The sequence below is a fragment of the Streptomyces sp. AC550_RSS872 genome (assembly GCF_019049285.1).
Classification (GTDB): domain Bacteria; phylum Actinomycetota; class Actinomycetes; order Streptomycetales; family Streptomycetaceae; genus Streptomyces.
Genome location: NZ_JAGMUL010000149.1, coordinates 25,212 through 43,842, shown reverse-complemented (window position 1 = coordinate 43,842; position 18,631 = coordinate 25,212). Strand labels below are relative to the sequence as shown.

The following is an 18,631-nucleotide window of genomic DNA, read 5'->3' as shown; positions in this document are numbered from 1 at the left end:
TGGTTGTAGGACTGGAAGGAGGACCAGGTGGAGTCGGCGAGGCCGGCGACCTGGCGGAAGGTGGCGTCCGCGGCGAACTGGGCGGTGCCGTCGTTGCGCACCAGCTGGAAGTCGTTGTTGGCGTGCCGCAGGAAGTAGCCGGGGTAGTTCACCGACTCGAAGGAGACGGTGCCGCTGCCGGCCAGGCCGGGCCGCAGCCGGAACTGGGCGTCCGGGCCGGTGATGTTCTGGTCGATGCGCACGTCGAAGTTGGCGTGCCGCACGTACCGGTCCTGGAAGTTGAACGACTGGAGCCGCTTGGCCGGGGTGCCGGCCCAGCGGGCGAGCACACGGGTCTCCTCGGCGGCCGTCAGGGGCAGGATCGAACCGTGGCGCTTCTTGTTGACGCCCAGGTTGTAGCTTCCCGATGCCGGGAGCTTGTAGCTGCCGGGGTTGGACGGGTTGGTCGTGGCGACCGGCATGTACCCGCCGCGGGAGGCGTACTGGTCGAGGTACAGGATCCACTCGTTGCGGTCGCGGAACTTCATCCACATCGGGCCCTCGACCTGGGCGCCGGTCAGGCCGATGCCGGAGAGGTTGCCGAGGTTGGTCCACGTCCCGAGGATCGAGTTGCTGCCTTCGAGGGTGATCTGGCCGTCGCCGGAGGCGCGTACGTAGCGGTAGTTACCTACTCCGGCCGGCACTTCGACGATCTGGGTGTCGATGAGTTCCTGGGTGCCGGGGCGGTCGATGTAGATCTGCGGGGTGGTGATGGAGCGGAAGTCCTTGGTCCGGGCGTAGAAGATGCGGTGCTTCGTCTTGCCGTCCTGGGGCACGTTCGTCGCCCAGTACAGGACGTAGTCGTTTGTCTCGGGGTTGAAGATCGCCTCCGGCGCCCAGGCGTTGCGTCCGTCGGGGATCTTGCCGGCGACGTTGAGCAGCCACGGCTCCGACCAGTTGACCAGGTCCGTCGACTCCCACACCACGATGCTGCGGCTGCCGTTGTTGATGGACCCGTCCACGGTCGACCCGCAGCCCCAGCACAGGTCGGTCGCGATGATCCAGTACTTGCTGCCGTCGGGGGATCTCACCAGTGCGGGGTCTCGCACCCCCTTCGTGCCGAGGTTGGAGCGCAGGATCGGCGCCCCGCCGTTGAGGTCGTTCCAGTGCAGGCCGTCCGCGCTGTGCGAGAGGTACATCTGCTGACCGGTAGACCCCTCCCCGGTGAAGTGCAGCATCAGGTAGCCCGGGTCGGCGGCGGCCGCCCGGTCCGGTGTGATCAAGGCTTGTGATGTGAGGAGCAGGCATACGGCGAGCAATACCGCCGACAGCCGGGCGCGAAGCGCGGACATATACGTCTCCTGTCGTTCTGCAAAGGCCATCACCGGGCGAAGAGTGCCCAAATCGGGGTGGCGCGGGGGGAAGTTCGGTCTCGGTGTTGGCGGGACAGGACCGGCTGCCGCACGACGCGGAAGGGGCCGGCTGGATCCGGGTAGCGGTGTGTCTCCTGTGTGCGGGTGCACTTCGCCGTGGTGGGCGCGCGTGGGCGCGCGGCGAGAGGTCTGGTGCTTCTTTCGGCTCCTGCGAGGCGGCTCCTCGCATGTGCCGCTGCGGCGTCCCGTTCTCGTGCGGCTCCTGTTTGCCTCCTGTGTTTCTCTCTTGCCCAAGCCCAACGGCCTTCGGGTACGGCGAAGTCAGCGGCGGTCGACCCGGTCTCCGCCTCCAGGTCCTGACCGCTGACGCGCCGTGCGGTGTGCCTCCCAGTGCCCGGTGGAAGGAAGCCTCCGTAGCCGACTCCCTGTCCGCCGAAGTGAGACGTTCGATAAATCGAACGATGTTCGTACGGTCGGGCAGACGTTAGGCGTGGGAGCCGGAACGCGTCAATACCTCCGACAGCAGTAGTCCGTGGGGTCTTCAAGGACACGCCAGACATGCGATGTATAGCGACGTGCCAATCGCAACATCACTGCCATTAACGGGCAGAACGACTTCCCGTAGACGGCAGTTCATCCCTGCACGCCCGTTGACATGGACGGGCTGCATGACCGAGCTTCATGCATAACACCGGTACCTGACACCCAGGAGTACCGCGCCACTCGTGTGTTCTCTCCGCCAAGGGATGCCCTCGTGCCCGCATCGTCGGGGCTTACGGCCTCCCTCCCGCGAACGGACGGGCGGTTTCCCGTAGATGCATACGCCGAATCCCCCTGGACGTAGGAGTAAGCCCCATGTCGTCAGGAAGACTGTCCCGACGCACGCTGCTGGGCGCCGCGGGCGCCGCTGTGGCCGCGACCGCGCTGCCCGTGACCCCCGCGTTGTCACGCCTGCTGGCGGAGGCGGCCGCCGCGGACCCCCAGACCAACCTGGAAAAGCTGGTGAACATGCGGTTCGGCATGTTCAACCACTTCAGCCTGGGCACGTTCACCAACGAGGAGTGGGCCGCCCCGAACCAGAACCCCGCTCGGTTCGCCCCCACGGCCGTGGACTGTGCCCAGTGGGCGGCCGCCGCCGCGGCGGCGAAGATGAGTTACGGCCTCCTGACGACCAAGCATCATGACGGCTTCGCCCTGTGGCCGAGCGCCTATGGAACCCAGAACGTCGCGAACAGCTCCTACAAGCAGGACGTGGTGAAGGCGTACTGCGACGCCTTCCGGGCGAAGGGGCTGAGGGTTGGTTTCTACTACTCGATATGGGACCGCACCTTCGGCGTCGAGGCGTGGGAGACCCGGCACGCGAAGGCAGGGCTCGAGCCCACCGATGCCATCCAGCCCAGCGACATGACCTTCATCCTCGGCCAGATCACCGAGCTGCTCACCAACTACGGCACCATCGACATGTTCGTCACCGACGGTTACGCGTGGCAGATGGGCCAGCAGGCGGTGTCCTACCAGCGGATCCGTGAGCACGTGAAGTCGCTCCAGCCGGACATCGTCATGATCGACCATGGTGCGCTGTCGGTGCCGTTCCTCGGCGACGCGATCTACTTCGAGGAGCCGATGGGCATCACCGCGCCGGCCGGGAACACCTACGCTGCCACGCAGGGACAGACGATCAGCAGGGGCTGGTTCTGGCATCCGCACACGGCGACCGAGGACCCGATGAGCAAGGACGCGATCCTGTCCCACCTGGCGGACCTGGAACCGAAGTACACGTCGTTCATCCTCAACTGCCCGCCCAACCGCAACGGCAAGCTGGACACCAACATCGTCAACCGACTCGCCGAAGTCGGGGCGGCCTGGAGCCCGAACACCTCCCGCCCGCGACTGCCCGCCCAGATGCCCCGCGCCGAACACCCCGTGACCCCCGTCAGCGCCTACGCCACCGGATTCCGCACCGGCGAGGGGCCGCTCAACGCCATCGACGGGCTGAGCGACAGGGGCTACGAGACCTGCTGGTCGACGTGGGGACTGTCCCCGGCCCTGCCCCACTCGATCACGATCGACCTGGGCGGGGTGTGGAGCAACGTCTCCACCCTTGAGTACCTGCCCAAGCAGTGGAACCGCAACAACTCGACCGACGGCGACATCACCTCGTACACCATCTCCACCAGCACCGACGGCACGAACTTCACCCAGGTCGCCACCGGCACCTGGGCCGGCGACCGCGCCACCAAGGTGGCCGAATGGCCCGCCCGGAACGTGGGCTTCGTACGGATCCAGGCCAAAGCGGCCACCGGCGGCTACGCCAACATCGGCGGCGTCAATATCGGCGGTCGGACGGCCAAGCCGGCCCTGGTGTCGAGAGTCCTGCCGGGCAACGGCACGGTCTACCGCATCGTCAACCGCAAGAGCGGCAAAGTCGCCGACGTGTTCAACTTCGGCACTGCCAACGGCACCAACATCCAGCAGTGGCCGTGGCTGAACAACACCGCCCAGAAGTGGACCTTCGCCTCCACGGGAGACGGCTACTACGAGATCAAGAACGTGAACAGCGGCAAGCTGATGGAGGTGGCCGGACTCTCGCGGGCGGAGGGCGGGAACGTCGCCATCTACAGCGACGACAACGTTCCCCAGCAGCACTGGGCGGTCACGCCGACCGGCGACGGCTACTACTACCTCACCAACCGGTTCAGCGGACTGTCGCTGAACGTCGACGGCGGCTCGACCGCCGACGGGGCCAACATCAACCAGTCCACGTACAACCGTGCGCCTGAGGAGCAGTGGCGGATCATCGCTGTCTGACGATCCCGGCGACGGGCGACGCCTTCGATGGTCCGGGTGCTTCGACGACCACGTCGCACCACGGGCGGCGCCGCCCGTCACTGCCGCGCTGTCGTCCCGGAGGGGAGAGGTTCGCTCGAACGCAGGTGTTCCCTCAGCCACTGCTCGGTGTTGCTCACATGGAGCAGCGCGGCGGCCTGGCTGAGGGCGGCATCCCGGGTGGACAGCGCGTTGAAGATCGCCTCGTGCTCGGCGAGGGTGCGGCCCGCGGCCTTGTCGTCGACCAGACCGCGCCAGATGCGGGCGCGCAGGGTGCGGCCGGAGATCCCTTCCAGGAGGGTGAGGAGGGTCTCGTTGCCTGTGGCCGAGACGACGGCGCGGTGGAAGGCGGCGTCGTGGATGTTGAGCTGTTCCACGTTGTCTCGGGCCTCGCGCATGGCGTCCAAGTGCCGCTTCACTTCGGCCAGTTGGGCATCGGAGATCCGCGTGGCGGCAAGAGCCGTGGCCATCGGTTCGAGGAGCCGCCGTACCTCCATGAGGTCCCGCAGGGCGACCGAGTCGCCCTGGAGCAGCTCCACCGCGCCGCCGAGACCCTCCAGGAGCAGGCTCGGCTGGAGGCTGGTCACATAGGTGCCGTCGCCGCGCCGGACCTCCAGAACCCGCGCGACGGCCAGTGCTTTGACCGCTTCCCGGGCGAGGTTGCGGGACAGGCCCAGCTGGGCGGCCAGGTCCGGCTCCGGCGGCAGCTTCGACCCCGGAGGCAGCGCACCGGTCCGGATCAACTCACGGATCTGATCGATTGCCTTGTCCGTCAGAGACATCGCTCATCCCTCCCCCCACCGTGCCCCGGGAGCACGTCCGACCTGATCAGCCCCTGAGTGCGGAGATCGTCCCAGAGGCTGTGGGGGACGCGCTGATCATGGAGTTCCACGTTTCGTCCGACCTGTTCGGAAGTCCGCATACCGAGGGTAACGTTGATGATACTGGGATGCGTGTACGGGAACGCGATCGCGGCGGCGGGCAGGGTGGTCCCGTGCGCCGCGCAGACCTCGGCGATCTCCCGGGCGCGGGCGACCAGAGCCGGCGGGGCGTCCTGGTAGTCGTACTTCATGCCCTCGGTGGGCCGGTCGCGGGAGAGCAGTCCCGAGTTGAACACGCCTACCGCCACCACGCTCTTGCCGAGTTCCCGCGCGGCGGGCAGGACGTCGTCCAGCGCCGACTGGTCCAGGAGCGTGTAGCGACCGGCCAGCATCACCACGTCGGCGGCCGTCTCGCGCAGGAAGCGGGTGAGCATCGCCGACTGGTTCATGCCGGCGCCGATCGCGCCGATCACGCCCTGGCCGCGCAACTCCGCGAGTGTCGGCATGGCCTCCTCGGCCGCCTGCCGCCAGTGTTCGTCCGGATCGTGCAGGTAGACGATGTCGAGGCGGTCCAGGCCGGTGCGCTCCAGCGTGTCCTCGATGGAGCGGAGCACGCCGTCCCGGCTGAAGTCCCACTGTCTGCGCAGGTCGTCCCGTACGACGAAACCCCAGGTGTCGACGCCGCGTGGCTCCTCGTTGGGCACCAGCAGCCTGCCCACCTTGGAGGAGATGACGTACTCGTCGCGCGGGCGGCCTCGTAGGGCGGCGCCCAGGCGGCGTTCGGAGAGGCCGAGGCCGTAGTGCGGTGCGGTGTCGAAATACCGTAGACCGGCCTCCCAGGCCGCATTGACGGCGGCTGTCGCGTCGTCGACCGGCGTGACTCGGTAGAGGTTGCCGATCACGGACGCCCCGAAGCCGAGCTCGGTGAGGGAGACGGACGTGTTCTGGATCTTCCGGTGGTGCAAGACGTGCTCCTGGGATACGGGCGATGGGGTGCCGGTCAGCGTCTGACGTGGGCCGAGCCGCCCGCGATGAGCGCCTCGACCTCGGCGAGCGAGGCCATGGAGACGTCTCCGGGCGTGGTCATGGTGAGCGCGCCGTGGGCGGTGCCGTAGGCCAGGGCGCGCTCCAGGCCGGCGTCGCCGATCAGTCCGTGGATCAGGCCGGCGGCGAATCCGTCGCCGGAGCCGATGCGGTCGAGCACCTGCAGACCGGGCATCCGTGGGCCGGTGACGAAGCCGGTTTCGGCGGACCAGGCGGCCGAGGACCAGTCGTTGACCCCGGCCGAGGGGACCTCGCGCAGGGTCGTCGCCAGTACCTTCGCGTCGGGCAGGAGGACAGCGACGGAGGCGAGTGCGTCGGGCACCTCGTCGGCACTGACCCGCACGTCGCCCGGGTACGTCCCGGCCAGACCCAGGGCGCCCACCACGACGTCGGCATGCCGCGCGAGCCGCAGGTCGACCTCGCGGGCGCGGTCGGCCCCACCCCGGCCGGCCCACAGGCTGGGGCGGTAGTTGGGGTCGTAGGAGACGGTGACACCGTGACGGCGGGCCGCAGCCATGGCCTCGTCCGCGACGTCGACCGTGGTGTCGGACAGGCCCGCGAAGATGCCGCCCGTGTGGAACCAGCGCACGCCGGCCTGGAACACGGTGTCCCACTCGACGTCCCCTTTGCGCAGCTGGGAGACGGCGGTGTGCGCGCGGTCGCTGACACCCAGCGCGCCGCGGATGCCGTAGCCGCGTTCGACGAAGTTGAGGCCGTTGCGGGCGGTGCGGCCGATGCCGTCGTCCGGCACCCAGCGGATCAGCGAGGTGTCGACGCCGCCCTGGAGGACCAGGTCCTCGACCAGCCGGCCCACCGCGTTGTCGGCGAGCGCGGTCACGACGGCTGTCCGCAGGCCGAAGCAGCGCCGCAGTCCGCGTACGACGTTGTACTCACCGCCGCCCTCCCAGACCTGGAAGGAGCGGGCGGTGCGGATCCGACCCTCGCCCGGGTCGAAGCGCAGCATCACCTCGCCGAGGGCCACCACGTCGATCACGTCACGCTCCTCTCCACCGCATCTGCGGTCAGCCTGCGGATCTCCTCGTACTCGCCCCGCCGAAGATGGTCGGTGGTGGCCATCCAGCTGCCGCCGACGGCGAGGACCGCCGGGTGGGCGAGGTAGGCCGCCAGCTGGTCGGCGCCGATCCCGCCGGTCGGCACGAACCGCATCCCAGGAAAGGGGGCCGCGAGCGCTCGCAGCATCCCCACACCGCCGAGCGGCTCGGCGGGGAAGAGCTTGACGGTGTCGAGGCCTGCCTTCAGGGCGCGCATCAGCTCGGTGGCGGTGGCGATGCCGGGCATCACGGGCACCCCCAGCTCGCGGCACTTCTCGACGACCTCCCCGTCGAAGCCGGGCGAGACCACGAAGCGGGCCCCGGCCGCCACGGCCCGCTCCGCCTGCTGGGGCGTGAGGACCGTGCCGGCGCCGACGGCCAGGCCACCATGGGCGGCCATCTCCTTGAGCACCAGCTCGGCGTCCGGTGTACGGAAGGTGACCTCGGCGCACCGGGCACCGCCCGCCGCAAGCGCGTCGGCCAGCGGGCCGGCGGTCGAGACGCGCCGCACCGTCAGCACCGGCAACACACGGGCTCCGGCCAGCACGGAGGCCAGGTCGGTGCCGGTCATCGGCCGAGCCATCCGCCGTCGACAGGCAGGACGACGCCGTGGACGTAGGCGGCGGCGTCCGAGGCCAGGAACACCGTGGCACCCGCCAGGTCGTCGGCGTCGCCCCAGCGGCCGGCCGGGATGCGGTCCAGGATCGCCTTGCTGCGCACCGGGTCGTCCCGCAGCGCCTGGGTGTTGTCGGTGGCGATGTAGCCGGGCGCGATGGCGTTGACGTTCACCCCACGTGGGGCCCACTCGTTGGCCAGCGCCTTGGTGAGTCCGGCGATGCCGTGCTTGGCGGCCGTGTAGCCGGGGACGGTGATGCCGCCCTGGAAGCTGAGCAGCGATGCCGTGAAGATGACCTTCCCCTGGCCACGGGCCACCATCGACGCGCCGACCGCCCGGGTCAGCGCGAACTGCGCGTTGAGGTTGACCTGGAGCACCAACTCCCAGTCAGAGTCGGTGTGTTCGGCCGCCGGAGCGCGGCGGATCGTGCCCGCGTTGTTGACCAGGATGTCCACCGGCCGCGCGCGCCCGGCAAGGTCTGCGCCCAGGGCCCGTACGGCGGCGGGGTCGGCGAAGTCGGTGCGGATCGCCTCGAAGGTACGGCCCGCTGCGAGAACGTCCTTCTCGACCGCGCTGCCGGACTCCTCCAGCGAGGCGCTGACGCCGATGACGTCCGCGCCGGCCTCGGCGAGCGCGCGGGCCATGGCCCGGCCGATGCCGCGCCGGGCTCCGGTGACGACGGCGAGCTTTCCGGTGAGGTCGAAGGCGGTCATACGGCGGCTCCCTGGGCGTCATCGGTGCAGTCCACGAGGATCTTCATCACGTCGCCGCCGCCCTCCAGGGCCTCGAAGGCGGCGGGTGCCTGTGTGAGCGGCACGACCTTGCTGATCAGCCGGTCCGCCGGGATGGTGCCGTCGCCGACCAGGGTCACCGCCTTCTCGAAGTCGGAGCGGTCGTACAACCGGGCGCCGATGAGGGTGAGTTCGCGCCAGAAGAAGCGGTGCAGGTTGACCTCGCGGGGGCGGGGGTGGATGGCGACGAGGCACAGACGGCCGCGTACACCCAGCACGTCGACCGCCGTGTTCACGCCGCCCGCGGCGCCGGACACCTCGAAGGCGACGTCCGCGCCCGCGTCCCCGGTCCACTGCCACGCCAGAGCCGGCACGTCGACCTCGGCCGGGTTCCACGCCGTCAGTCCCAACTCCTCGGCGAGCAGCCGACGGTGGGCGCTCAGCTCGACCACCCGGACCTCGGCGCCCGCGGCTCGCGCGACCAGCGCGATCAGGATGCCGACCGGGCCGCCACCGACCACAACCACCTTCTCGCCCTCGGCTACCTCGGCGCGGCCCACGTCGTGCACGGCGACCGCCGTCGGCTCGACGAGCGCGGCCCGGTCCAGGGGCAGCGAGTCGGGCAGCCGGATGAGGGTCGAGGCGGGCACGATCCAGCGCTGCTGCATCGCGCCCGGAGAGTCGATGCCGATGAAGTCGAGATGCTGGCAGATGTGTTGGTGGCCGGTGAGACAGGCCGGGCAGGTGTCGTCCCAGCGCAGCGGCATCACGGTGACCGCGTCGCCGGGTTGCCAGCCCTCCACGTCGGGGCCGACGCGTACGACGCGGCCGGACATCTCGTGTCCCAGGACGGCGGGCGTGGACACCCGGGCGTCCATGTCGCCGTGGAAGATGTGCAGGTCGGTGCCGCAGATGCCGACGTATGCGGGGGCCAGCTCCACCTCGCCGGGACCGGGAGGCGCACTGAGTGCGGGAGCCGTGTCCAGGGTGCGGGCGGCTGTGTAACGGACGGCGAGTGTCATCGTGTCGTCAGGGTCCCTTCATCGCGGACGCCGATGGTCAGCAGCAGGTTGGCGTAGGTACGGGTGTCGGCGGTGACGATCGCCAGCGCCAGGTCGGGCGAGCGGGCGGCGTCGTAGAACTCGAAGCGGCCGAGCGTGTCGACCGGGACGGGCGACAGCATCGAGCGGTACTCGGCGATGGCCGGCGGCTCCGGTTCGCCCTCGGGCGGCACCATCACCTGGGCCGCCTCGACGGGCAGGGCACGCAGCAGGACGTCCAGCACGGTGGTGACGTCCAGCAGGCCGGGGGCCAGGTTGAGGTGGACGGTCCTGGCGCGTTCGCCGGTGGCGGTGCTCGCCGGGTAGTGGCCGTCGGCGAGCAGCACGCGGGCGCCGTGGCCGGCTCCCGCCAGGGATTCGAGGATCCCGGGGTGCAGCAGTTCGGTCAGGAGCACGGCGTCCCCTCCTTCGTCGGGGCGGGGGTCAGGTGGTAGAAGGCGGTCGCGGTGCCGGCGAGCACCGCGTGGATCTCGGTGCCGGAGCAGCCGTCCAGGAGTTCCTCGACGGTGGCGGCCCAGCGGTTCCAGCCGCCGGCGAGGACGCAGACCGGCCAGTCGGAGCCGAACATCAGCCGGTCGGGACCGAAGGCGGAGAGCAGGACGTCCCACACCGGGCGGATGTCGTCGACGGTCCACTTCTCGTGGTCGGCCTCCGTGACCAGACCCGACACCTTGCAGCGGACCTGGGGATGCCGGGCCAGTGTCCGCAACTGCCGTGCCCAGTCGGCCAGGTCCCGCCGAGCGATGGGGGGCTTGCCGGCATGGTCCAGGACGAGCGGCAGCTCGGGGAGCCGTTCCGCGAGACGGATCGCCTGCGGGAGCTGGTGGCTGCGGACCAGCACGTCGTATCCGAGCCCGCGCTCCCCGACCGCTCGCAACCCGCGCTCCACGTCGGGCCGCCCGAGCCAGTGCGGTTCCGACTCGCCCTGCACGACGTGCCGTACGGCCCGCAGGTACCGGCCCCCGTGCCCGGTCCGCAGGTCGTCGAGTACGTCGCCGATCGCGGGGGACTTCAGATCCGCCCAGCCGACAACGGCGCCGATCAGCGGGTCGTTGTCGGCCAGGGCGAGGAGGTCCCGGGTCTCGGGCACGGAGGCGATGCACTGGACGACCACCGTGCTCGTCAGTCGCCGCCCGGCGATCCGCCGGGTCGCGGCCGAGCGCAGGGCGTGCGAGCTGAAGCTGCGGCGGATCGGCTCGTGGCCCGGCTCGTCCAGCCAGGGCTGCGGCCGGATGTCCAGGTCCCACACATGGTGGTGGGCGTCGACGAGGGGCTGGGCGTCAGACACGAGCGGTCCAGACGGGGCCGTCGGGGTAGGCGTACTCCTTGAGGGACTCGGGGTGCATCTGCGCGCTCAGCCCCGGCAATGTCGGCGCCAGGTAGTTGCCGTCGACGATGCGCACCGGGTCGACGAAGTGCTCGTGCAGGTGGTCGACGTACTCGATGACGCGGTCCTCGGTCGTGCCGGACACGGCGACGTAGTCGAACATCGACAGGTGCTGCACCATCTCGCACAGGCCGACGCCGCCCGCGTGCGGGCAGACCGGGACGCCGAACTTCGCGGCGAGCAGCAGGATCGCGATGTTCTCGCCCACGCCACCGACCCGCGCGGAGTCGATCTGCACGATGTCCACCGCGCCGGCCTGGAGGAGCTGCTTGAAGACGACCCGGTTGGCGATGTGTTCGCCGGTGGCGACCTTGATGGGGCTGACGGCCCGGCGGACGGCGGCGTGGCCGAGGATGTCGTCGGGTGAGGTGGGCTCCTCGATCCAGTACGGCTGGTAGGGGGCCAGGGCGCTCATCCAGTCGATCGCGGGCTGGACGTCCCATCTCTGGTTGGCGTCCACCGCGATGCGGATCCCGTCGCCGACGGTCTGGCGTGCGGTGCGCATGCGCCGTACGTCGTCCTCCAGATCCGCGCCGACCTTGAGCTTGATCTGGGTGAAGCCGTCGGCAACGGCCTCGCGGGCGAGGCGGGCCAGCTTCTCGTCGGAGTAGCCGAGCCAGCCGGGGGTGGTGGTGTAGGCGGGGTAGCCGTTGTCGAGCAGGTGGCCGATGCGCTGTTCGCGGCCGGGTTCGGCGCGGCGCAGGATCTCCAGGGCCTCCTCGGGGGTGAGGGCGTCGGACAGCCAGCGGAAGTCGACCTGGGCGACCAGGTCCTCCGGAGACATCTCGCCGAGAAAGCGCCACACGGGCTTTCCGGCCCGCTTGGCGGCGAGGTCCCAGGCGGCGTTGACGACCGCGCCCGTGGCCATGTGGATGGCGCCCTTCTCCGGTCCCAGCCAGCGCAGTTGGGGGTCGTGGACGAGGGAGCGGGAGAACGCGCCGAGGTCGGCGCAGACCTCGTCGACCGAGAGGCCCACCACGTACGGGGCGAGGGCCGCGATGGCGGCGGCCTGGACGTCGTTGCCGCGGCCGGTGGTGAAGGCCAGGGCGTGGCCTTCCAGACCGTCGCCGGCGTCGGTGCGCAGGACGACGTAGGCGGCGGAGTAGTCGGGTTCGGGGTTCATCGCGTCCGACCCGTCCAGGTGCTCGGACGTCGGGAAACGCACGTCCAGGACGTCCAGGGCGGTGATGCGGGCGGAGGCCGGGGAAGCGGACAGGGCGGATGACATGGCGGCAACTCCTGTGAGTGCAGGGGCGATACGGCCCCTTGCGACGAGATGTGGCGTGCGGCGGAGGGTGTCGGGCGGCCTGGACGGCCGCCCGCATCACTCCTGGACCTTGCCGCCCGTGATGCGTGAGATGGTCAGCGCGACCAGGATGATCAGGCCGTTGAGGGCGCCGATCCACTGGGCGGGGATGCCGGCGAGGGTGAGCACGTTCTGGATCATGAACAGCAGCAGGATGCCGCTGAACGCGCCGAACATGGTGCCCTTGCCGCCGTTGAGGCTGATCCCGCCGATGACGGCGGCGGCGAAGACGGTGAAGATGTAGCCGTTGCCCTGCGCCGAGGCGACCGAGGCCAGGCGTCCGGAGAGCATCAGTCCGGCGAGGGCGGCGAGCACGCTGCCGGTGACGATGACGATCCACAGCACCCGGTCGGTGCGGATGCCGGCCGCCTTCGCGGCGTCGACGTTGCCGCCGATGGCGTACAGCGAGCGGCCGAAGCTCGTCCAGCCGAGCACCACGATCGCGACGGCGAACAGCACCAGGCAGATCCAGATGGACGCGGGCATCCCGAACCACTGTGCGGTGCCGAGGTAGAGCATCGACGGCGGCAGCTGGAAGAAGGTCTGGCCGCCGGAGATACCGGTGAGGACACCACGCAGCACGATCAGCATGCCGAGGGTGACGATGAAGCCGTTGAGGCCGAAGCGGATGATCAGCAGGGCGTTGATCACGCCGACGAGGGCGCCCACGGCGAGGGTGACGGGGATGGCCCAGGCGCCGGAGAGCAGTCCGAGTCCGTGGCCCGCGCCGACCGGCACCACCAGCCAGGCGGCGACGCCGGGCGCGAGGCCCATGGTGGACTCCAGCGACAGGTCCATCTTCTTGACGATCAGGACCATCGTCTGGGCGAGGACCAGCAGGGCGATCTCGGACATGGTCTGCAGGACGTTGATGAGGTTGTCGGCCTGAAGGAAGACCGGGTTGACGATCTGTCCGACGATGGCGATGACCACGATGGCCGGGACGAGCGCCAGGTCGCGCAGCCGAGCCAGGGGTATCCGGCCGCCGAGCAGTGCGGTCCGCTTCGGCTGCCCAGGCTCGGGGGCCTTGGCGGCGGCGGTGTCCGCGAGGGCGGTTTCAGGCATTGAGGGCCACTCCTTCCATCGCGGCCACGAGGTCGTGGTCGTGCCAGCCGCGGGCGATCTCTGAGGTCACACGGCCCTGGAACATCACCAGGACCCGGTCGCACATGCGCAGGTCGTCGAGTTCGTCGGAGGCGATGAGCACTCCGGTGCCGGATTCCGCGGTCTCCTCGACCTTGCCGAGGAGGAACTCCTTGGAGCGCACGTCCACGCCCGCGGTCGGATTGATCAGAACCAGCAGCTTCGGATCGTCGGCCAGGGCACGGGCCATGACGACCTTCTGCTGGTTGCCGCCGGACAGGGCGGACACGGGCAGTTCGGGGCCGGGAGTCTTGATCGCGAGGTTGTCGATCAGGCCCTCCGCCAGCCGGTCCCGGCGGCTGCGGTTCAGGAACCCCTTGGGGCCCAGCCGCTTCGGGATGGACAGTGTGGCGTTGTCCGCGATCGACATGTCGGGAACGAAGCCCTGGTGGTGCCGGTCCTGGGGGACGAACCCGGCGCCGGCGGCGAGAGCGGCGGGCACGCTGCCCGGCCTGGGCCGTGTCCCGGCGATCTCCACGTCGCCGCCGCCCGCCGCCCGCAGCCCCACGACGGTCTCGGCGACTTCGGTGCGCCCGCTGCCGGCGGCGCCCGCGAGGCCGACGATCTCGCCGGCCCCGATCCGGAAGCTGACATCGTGATAGGCGTCGCCGCGCAGGGCGTGGACGTTCAGTGCGGCAGTGGCGTTGGCGTCGAGGGTGCTCGTCCGGTCCTCGCGCCGGTCGGCCGCCGCCTCGCCGGTCATGGCGGCGACGAGGTCGGCGCGGCCCAGTTCCGCGACCGGCGCGGTCACGATGTGCCGGGCGTCGCGGAACACCGTCACCATGTCGCAGATCTCGTAGACCTCCTGGAGATGGTGGCTGATGAACAGGAAGGTGACGCCCTGGCGTTGCAGGTCGCGGATGCGGTCGAAGAGACGGTTGATGGCAGCCGCGTCGAGCTGGGCGGTCGGCTCGTCGAGGATGATGAACCGCGCGCCGAAGGACAGCGCCCGGGCGATCTCGACGAACTGCCGCTGCTCGACGTTCAGATCACCGGCCTGGGTCTGCGGGTCGACGTCCACCGACCAGGTCGACAGCAGCTCTTGTGCGCGGCGACGGGTGGCCTGCCAGCTGATGAGCCGGCCTCGTCCGTGGTCGTGCCGGTTCAGGAAGAGGTTCTCGGCGACGGTCAGCGTGGGGATGATCGTCGACTTCTGGTAGACGCAGGCCACACGTTGCCGCCAGGCGTCGCGGTCGCTGGGCCGGGGGGCCGGCTCGCCACCGAAGGTCACCGTTCCCTCGTCGGGGGCATGCAGACCGGTGAGGACCGACACCAGGGTCGACTTGCCGGCTCCGTTGCGGCCGACGAGCGCGTGGGTCTCGCCTGGCCTGATGGTGATCCGGGCGCCGTTCAGGGCCACCGTCGGACCGAATCGTTTGACTATGCCCGTCGCCTCGACGACGGGCGGGTCCGAGGGGACCCGTCCGTCGTCCGCCGGGGCGGGCGCGGGGGTGACAGCTCGCTCCCCGTCGCTCATCTCAACCGCCTTGTTCTCGTGAGCTGTTGGATTCCGAGTGATCGGGTCAGGGGTCAGCCGAGGTTGTTGCCCCACAGCGACTTGTCGTCGCTCTTGACGCTGGGCACGCCGCCGTAGGTGCCGCCGTCGGCGGTGACGAGCGGGGCGGAGAGCTGGTCCTCGAGCAGGCCGTCGCGGACCTGGATGATGGTGCTGTCGTGGTCGGTCTTGCCCGGCTTGAACGTCTTTCCGTCGATCGCGGCCTTGAGGTAGTACAGGGCGTACTTGGCGTAGAGGTCGGCCGGCTGGGAGACGGTGGCGTCGATCCTGCCGTCGGCGATGGACTTGAGCTCCTCGGGGATGCCGTCGTTGGAGACGACGAACACGTGCTTCTTGTCCTCCGGGCCCACCAGCAGGCCCTTCTGCTTGAGCACTTGGAGGGTCCCGGACAGGGCGAAGCTGGACTGCATGTAGACGCCCTTGATGTCCGGGTGCTGGGTCAGCCGCGTCTGGAGCTTCTGCGCGGCGACCGCGCCGTCCCAGTTCGTGGCCTCGCCGAACACCTTGACGTCCGGGTAGTTCTTCTTCATGCACGCGTTGAACGCCTCGGTGCGGTCACGGCCGTTGATGGAGTCCAGACCGCCCTGGAGCATGACGACCTTGCCCTTGCCGCCGAGCTTGGTGCCCAGGTACTGGCAGGCCTTCTCGCCGTAGGCACGGTTGTCGGCGCGCACGACCATGAACACCTTGCCGGTGTCGGGGCGGGTGTCGACGGTGACGACGGGGATCTTCTTCGCCTCCATCTGCGCGAGGGTCGGGGCGATTGCGGCGGTGTCCTGCGGGGCCATCGCGAGGCCCTTGACGCCCTGGCTGATGAACGTCTGCGCGTTGGCGGTGAGTTTGGCGACGTCGTTCTGCGAGTTGGTGGTCTTCAGGTCAAGGCCCAGCTCCTTGGCGTACTGGGGCGTGTACTTGATGTAGGAGTTCCAGAAGTCGGTGTCGGAGCGCGGGTAGTCGACGCCGACCAGCGGCTTGCCGCCCGACGACGCAGCGGTGGTGGAGCCGCTGCCGCACGCACTGAGCAGCGCCAGTGCGGACAGGGCAGAGACGGCTGAACAGAGGGCGGTTCTGAGCCTCATCGATGCTTCCTCGCGCCAGTCCCGTAGCGGGAGATGTTCCGCCTCGACGACATCTGTTGATCGCCGTGCGGTAGAGATGGGATGTTTATAGGTGCCCTTCTGATGGGCTGTCCACCCCCTTGCGTGACTCGCTGCTAAATTCCAGCTCACAGCCCACCCTGCGGTAAGCGAGTGACGCCACACGGGCCAAGATCCATCCCATCAATTCTCGCCACTGGATGAGGTCGATCGGCCATGAGATCCTGGCAGACATGCCATGTTTGGCCAGTGTCAAATCGTACGAAACATGACGCAAAGCGGGTCAATAGCCTGGCCCAGCAGTGCTTTTCATCCCTGCACACCCGTTGACATCCCACGGTGACATGACGGACCTTCATGCGTAACAAGCGACGCCCTGCATTCCCCTGTCCCCTTCCGCACCAGGGATGTCTCCATGTCGAGTTCGATCAACAGACGCCACTTCCTGGCCGGCGCCACCAGTGTGGCCGCGGCGGCCATGGCCGGAGGTTTGTTCAGCGCCGGTTTCGCCCACGCGGCGCCCAGCACGTACACGCCCGACTGGAACTCGCTCGACCAGCACCCACCGGCCCCGGAGTGGTTCCAGGACGCGAAGTTCGGGATCTACTTCCACTGGGGCGTCTTCAGCGTCCCCGCCTTCGGCAACGAGTGGTACCCGCGCAACATGTACCGGGCCGACGACTCCGCCAACCAGCACCACATCGCGACCTACGGCCAGCCATCGGCCTGGCCTTACCACAACTTCATCAACGGGGCTCAGGACCTGGCGGGCAACTTCGTGAAGTTCGCGCCGAAGCTGAAGTCGGCCGGCGGGAAGTTCGACCCCGACGAGTGGGTGCAGCTGTTCGTCGACGCCGGCGCCAGGTTCGCCGGCCCGGTCGCCGAGCACCATGACGGCTTCTCCATGTGGGACAGCCAGGTCAACGAGTGGAACTCGGTGAAGAAGGGCCCGGGTCTCGACCTGCTGCGGCTCTTCTCCACGGCCGTCCGCGCCAAGGGCCTGAAGCTGCTGGTGGCCATGCACCACGCGTACAACTTCACCGGCTTCTACGAGTTCGCCCCCGCCCAGACGGACCCCAGCCTCAAGAAGCTCTACGGCCAACTGGGCCCGGCGGCGCAGAACCAGCTGTGGTTCGACAAGCTGAAGGAGGTCGTCGACCGCGCCCAGCCCGACATCCTGTGGCAGGACTTCAACCTGGACGCCGTCGACGAGCAACAGCGCCTGAACTTCCTGGCGTACTACTACAACCAGGCCAACAGCTGGGGCCGTGAGGTCGTCGCCACGTACAAGGACGGCATGAACGGCAAGGGCGAGGTCTTCGACTACGAGCGCGGCGGCCCGGCCGACCTCACCACCCCGTACTGGCTGACCGACGACAGCATCTCCAGCAGCAGCTGGTGCTACACGCAGGGCATCGGCTACTACACGTTCCAGCAGATGCTCCACTCGTTCATCGACCGGGTCAGCAAGAACGGCAATGTGCTGCTGAACATCGCGCCGATGGCCGACGGCACCATCCCCCAGGCGCAGAAGGACATCCTCCTCGGCATCGGGGACCACCTGAAGCGCTTCGGCGAGGCGATCTACGCGACGCGCGCTTGGACCGCGTACGGCGAGGGCCCGACGAAGATGGGCGGCGGATCGTTCACCACCCCGCACGCCGGCACACCGCAGGACATCCGGTTCACCCGCAACAAGGCGGGCACCGTCCTGTACGCCACCGTCCTGGGGTGGCCCGGCAGTTCGCTGACGATCAAGACCCTCGCCTCGGACCGGATCAACCTCTCCTCGCTGTCCTCGGTGAAGCTCCTCGGCACCACCGCCGGCACCTACATCGACCTGCCCACACCGACCCAGAACTCCTCCGGCCTCACCGTCACCCTGCCCTCCTCGGCGCCGTACAGCGCCGGCGCCTACGTGCTGAAGCTGACCTTCTCCGGCACGATCCCGGGCCTGCGGCCGCTCGCCGGCGCCGTCGCCTTCACGGACGTCAACTACACGGGCAACGCCGCCGTGTTCACCGTCGGCGACCACACCGCTGCCGACCTGGCCGCGGCCGGACTCGGCGCCGGCACGCTCTCCTCCCTGCGGCCGGCCCCCGGTTACCGTGTGATCGGCTACTCCGGCGACAACTTCACCGGCACCTCCTGGACGTTCAGCGCCGAGAACCCCGATCTGCGGGTCACCGGCAACAACGATCGGATCACCTCGCTGAGGGTCCAGTTCAACCCGGCGACGTACTTCCGGATCACCAACGCCACCAACGGCCTCGCCCTGGACAGCGGCGGCAACGTGGCCTCCGGGTCCAACCTCAAGCAGTGGACCTGGGACGGCAGTTCCAACCTCCAGTGGCAGGCGGAGGCGGTCGGAGGCGGCTACTACAGGCTGGTCAACCGCACCAACGGCATGGTCGCCGACGGCTGGGGCGCCACCGCCGACGGCTCTCCAGCCAGACAGGCCCCCTGGAACGGCGGCACCAACCAGCAGTGGACCATCACCCACCGGGGCGGCGACCGCTACACGATCGCCAACCGCACCACCGGCCTGGTCCTCGACGGCGGCGGCAGCGTCGACTCGGGCTCCGTCACCAAGCAGTGGACGTACGGCAGCAGCACCAACCTGCTGTGGACCTTCACGGCCGTCTGATTCGGAGCCCAGCGGGAGGGCCGCGCCTGAAG

The 18,631-nt window shown here is 69.3% G+C and carries 14 protein-coding genes and 1 pseudogene; 2 read left to right on the top strand and 13 right to left on the bottom strand.

Going from position 1 to position 18,631, the window contains the following annotated elements; genetic code table 11:
* Nucleotides 1-1,331, bottom strand: a pseudogene (locus KUM44_RS37255) (glycoside hydrolase family 43 protein); the annotation flags it as partial.
* An 876-nt stretch (nt 1,332-2,207) separates the two neighbouring features.
* Between KUM44_RS37255 and KUM44_RS37250 the strand changes: the two are divergent.
* On the top strand, nt 2,208-4,160 hold the full coding sequence (locus KUM44_RS37250) for an alpha-L-fucosidase (protein WP_254390675.1): 1,953 nt from the start codon (nt 2,208-2,210) through the stop codon (nt 4,158-4,160).
* 77 nt (nt 4,161-4,237) lie between these two features.
* On the opposite strand, the gene KUM44_RS37245 is transcribed toward KUM44_RS37250, so the two are convergent.
* The 12 genes from KUM44_RS37245 to KUM44_RS37190 all read right to left on the bottom strand — a co-directional run bounded on the left by KUM44_RS37245 (nt 4,238) and on the right by KUM44_RS37190 (nt 15,934).
* Nucleotides 4,238-4,960: a FadR/GntR family transcriptional regulator gene (locus tag KUM44_RS37245; RefSeq protein WP_217214193.1), complete on the bottom strand. Its 723-nt coding sequence runs from the start codon at nt 4,958-4,960 to the stop codon at nt 4,238-4,240.
* Complete coding sequence (locus tag KUM44_RS37240; RefSeq protein ID WP_217214192.1) at nt 4,951-5,964, bottom strand: aldo/keto reductase; 1,014 nt, start codon at nt 5,962-5,964, stop codon at nt 4,951-4,953. The genes KUM44_RS37245 and KUM44_RS37240 overlap by 10 nt, the downstream gene beginning before the upstream one ends.
* Nucleotides 5,965-5,999: 35 nt before the next feature.
* Nucleotides 6,000-7,037, bottom strand: a complete 1,038-nt coding sequence (locus KUM44_RS37235; protein ID WP_217214191.1) for a sugar kinase — start codon at nt 7,035-7,037, stop codon at nt 6,000-6,002.
* Entirely contained in the window at nt 7,034-7,666 is a 633-nt protein-coding gene (locus tag KUM44_RS37230) for a bifunctional 4-hydroxy-2-oxoglutarate aldolase/2-dehydro-3-deoxy-phosphogluconate aldolase (RefSeq protein WP_217214190.1), read from the bottom strand. Before KUM44_RS37230 ends, KUM44_RS37235 begins: the two co-directional genes overlap by 4 nt.
* Entirely contained in the window at nt 7,663-8,424 is a 762-nt protein-coding gene (locus KUM44_RS37225) for an SDR family oxidoreductase (protein WP_217214189.1), read from the bottom strand. The genes KUM44_RS37230 and KUM44_RS37225 overlap by 4 nt, the downstream gene beginning before the upstream one ends.
* On the bottom strand, nt 8,421-9,464 hold the full coding sequence (locus KUM44_RS37220) for a zinc-binding dehydrogenase (protein WP_217214188.1): 1,044 nt from the start codon (nt 9,462-9,464) through the stop codon (nt 8,421-8,423). The genes KUM44_RS37225 and KUM44_RS37220 overlap by 4 nt, the downstream gene beginning before the upstream one ends.
* Nucleotides 9,461-9,898: an RbsD/FucU family protein gene (locus KUM44_RS37215; RefSeq protein ID WP_217214187.1), complete on the bottom strand. Its 438-nt coding sequence runs from the start codon at nt 9,896-9,898 to the stop codon at nt 9,461-9,463. Before KUM44_RS37215 ends, KUM44_RS37220 begins: the two co-directional genes overlap by 4 nt.
* Nucleotides 9,889-10,791 carry an amidohydrolase gene (locus KUM44_RS37210; protein WP_217214186.1) on the bottom strand — a complete coding sequence of 301 codons (903 nt, stop codon included), beginning with the start codon at nt 10,789-10,791 and terminating at the stop codon, nt 9,889-9,891. The genes KUM44_RS37215 and KUM44_RS37210 overlap by 10 nt, the downstream gene beginning before the upstream one ends.
* A complete protein-coding gene (locus KUM44_RS37205; protein WP_217214185.1) occupies nt 10,784-12,118 on the bottom strand; it encodes an L-fuconate dehydratase in 1,335 nt (444 codons plus the stop codon). The genes KUM44_RS37210 and KUM44_RS37205 overlap by 8 nt, the downstream gene beginning before the upstream one ends.
* 96 nt (nt 12,119-12,214) lie before the next feature.
* On the bottom strand, nt 12,215-13,261 hold the full coding sequence (locus tag KUM44_RS37200) for an ABC transporter permease (protein ID WP_217214184.1): 1,047 nt from the start codon (nt 13,259-13,261) through the stop codon (nt 12,215-12,217).
* The gene (locus KUM44_RS37195) at nt 13,254-14,816 is read right to left on the bottom strand and encodes a sugar ABC transporter ATP-binding protein (RefSeq protein ID WP_217214183.1); all 1,563 of its coding nucleotides are present in this window, start codon (nt 14,814-14,816) and stop codon (nt 13,254-13,256) included. The genes KUM44_RS37200 and KUM44_RS37195 overlap by 8 nt, the downstream gene beginning before the upstream one ends.
* 53 nt (nt 14,817-14,869) lie before the next feature.
* On the bottom strand, nt 14,870-15,934 hold the full coding sequence (locus tag KUM44_RS37190) for a sugar ABC transporter substrate-binding protein (RefSeq protein WP_217214182.1): 1,065 nt from the start codon (nt 15,932-15,934) through the stop codon (nt 14,870-14,872).
* A gap of 433 nt (nt 15,935-16,367) precedes the next feature.
* On the opposite strand from KUM44_RS37190, the gene KUM44_RS37185 reads away from it, so the two are divergent.
* A complete protein-coding gene (locus tag KUM44_RS37185) occupies nt 16,368-18,599 on the top strand; it encodes an alpha-L-fucosidase (protein ID WP_217214181.1) in 2,232 nt (743 codons plus the stop codon).
* Nucleotides 18,600-18,631 lie beyond the last annotated feature (32 nt).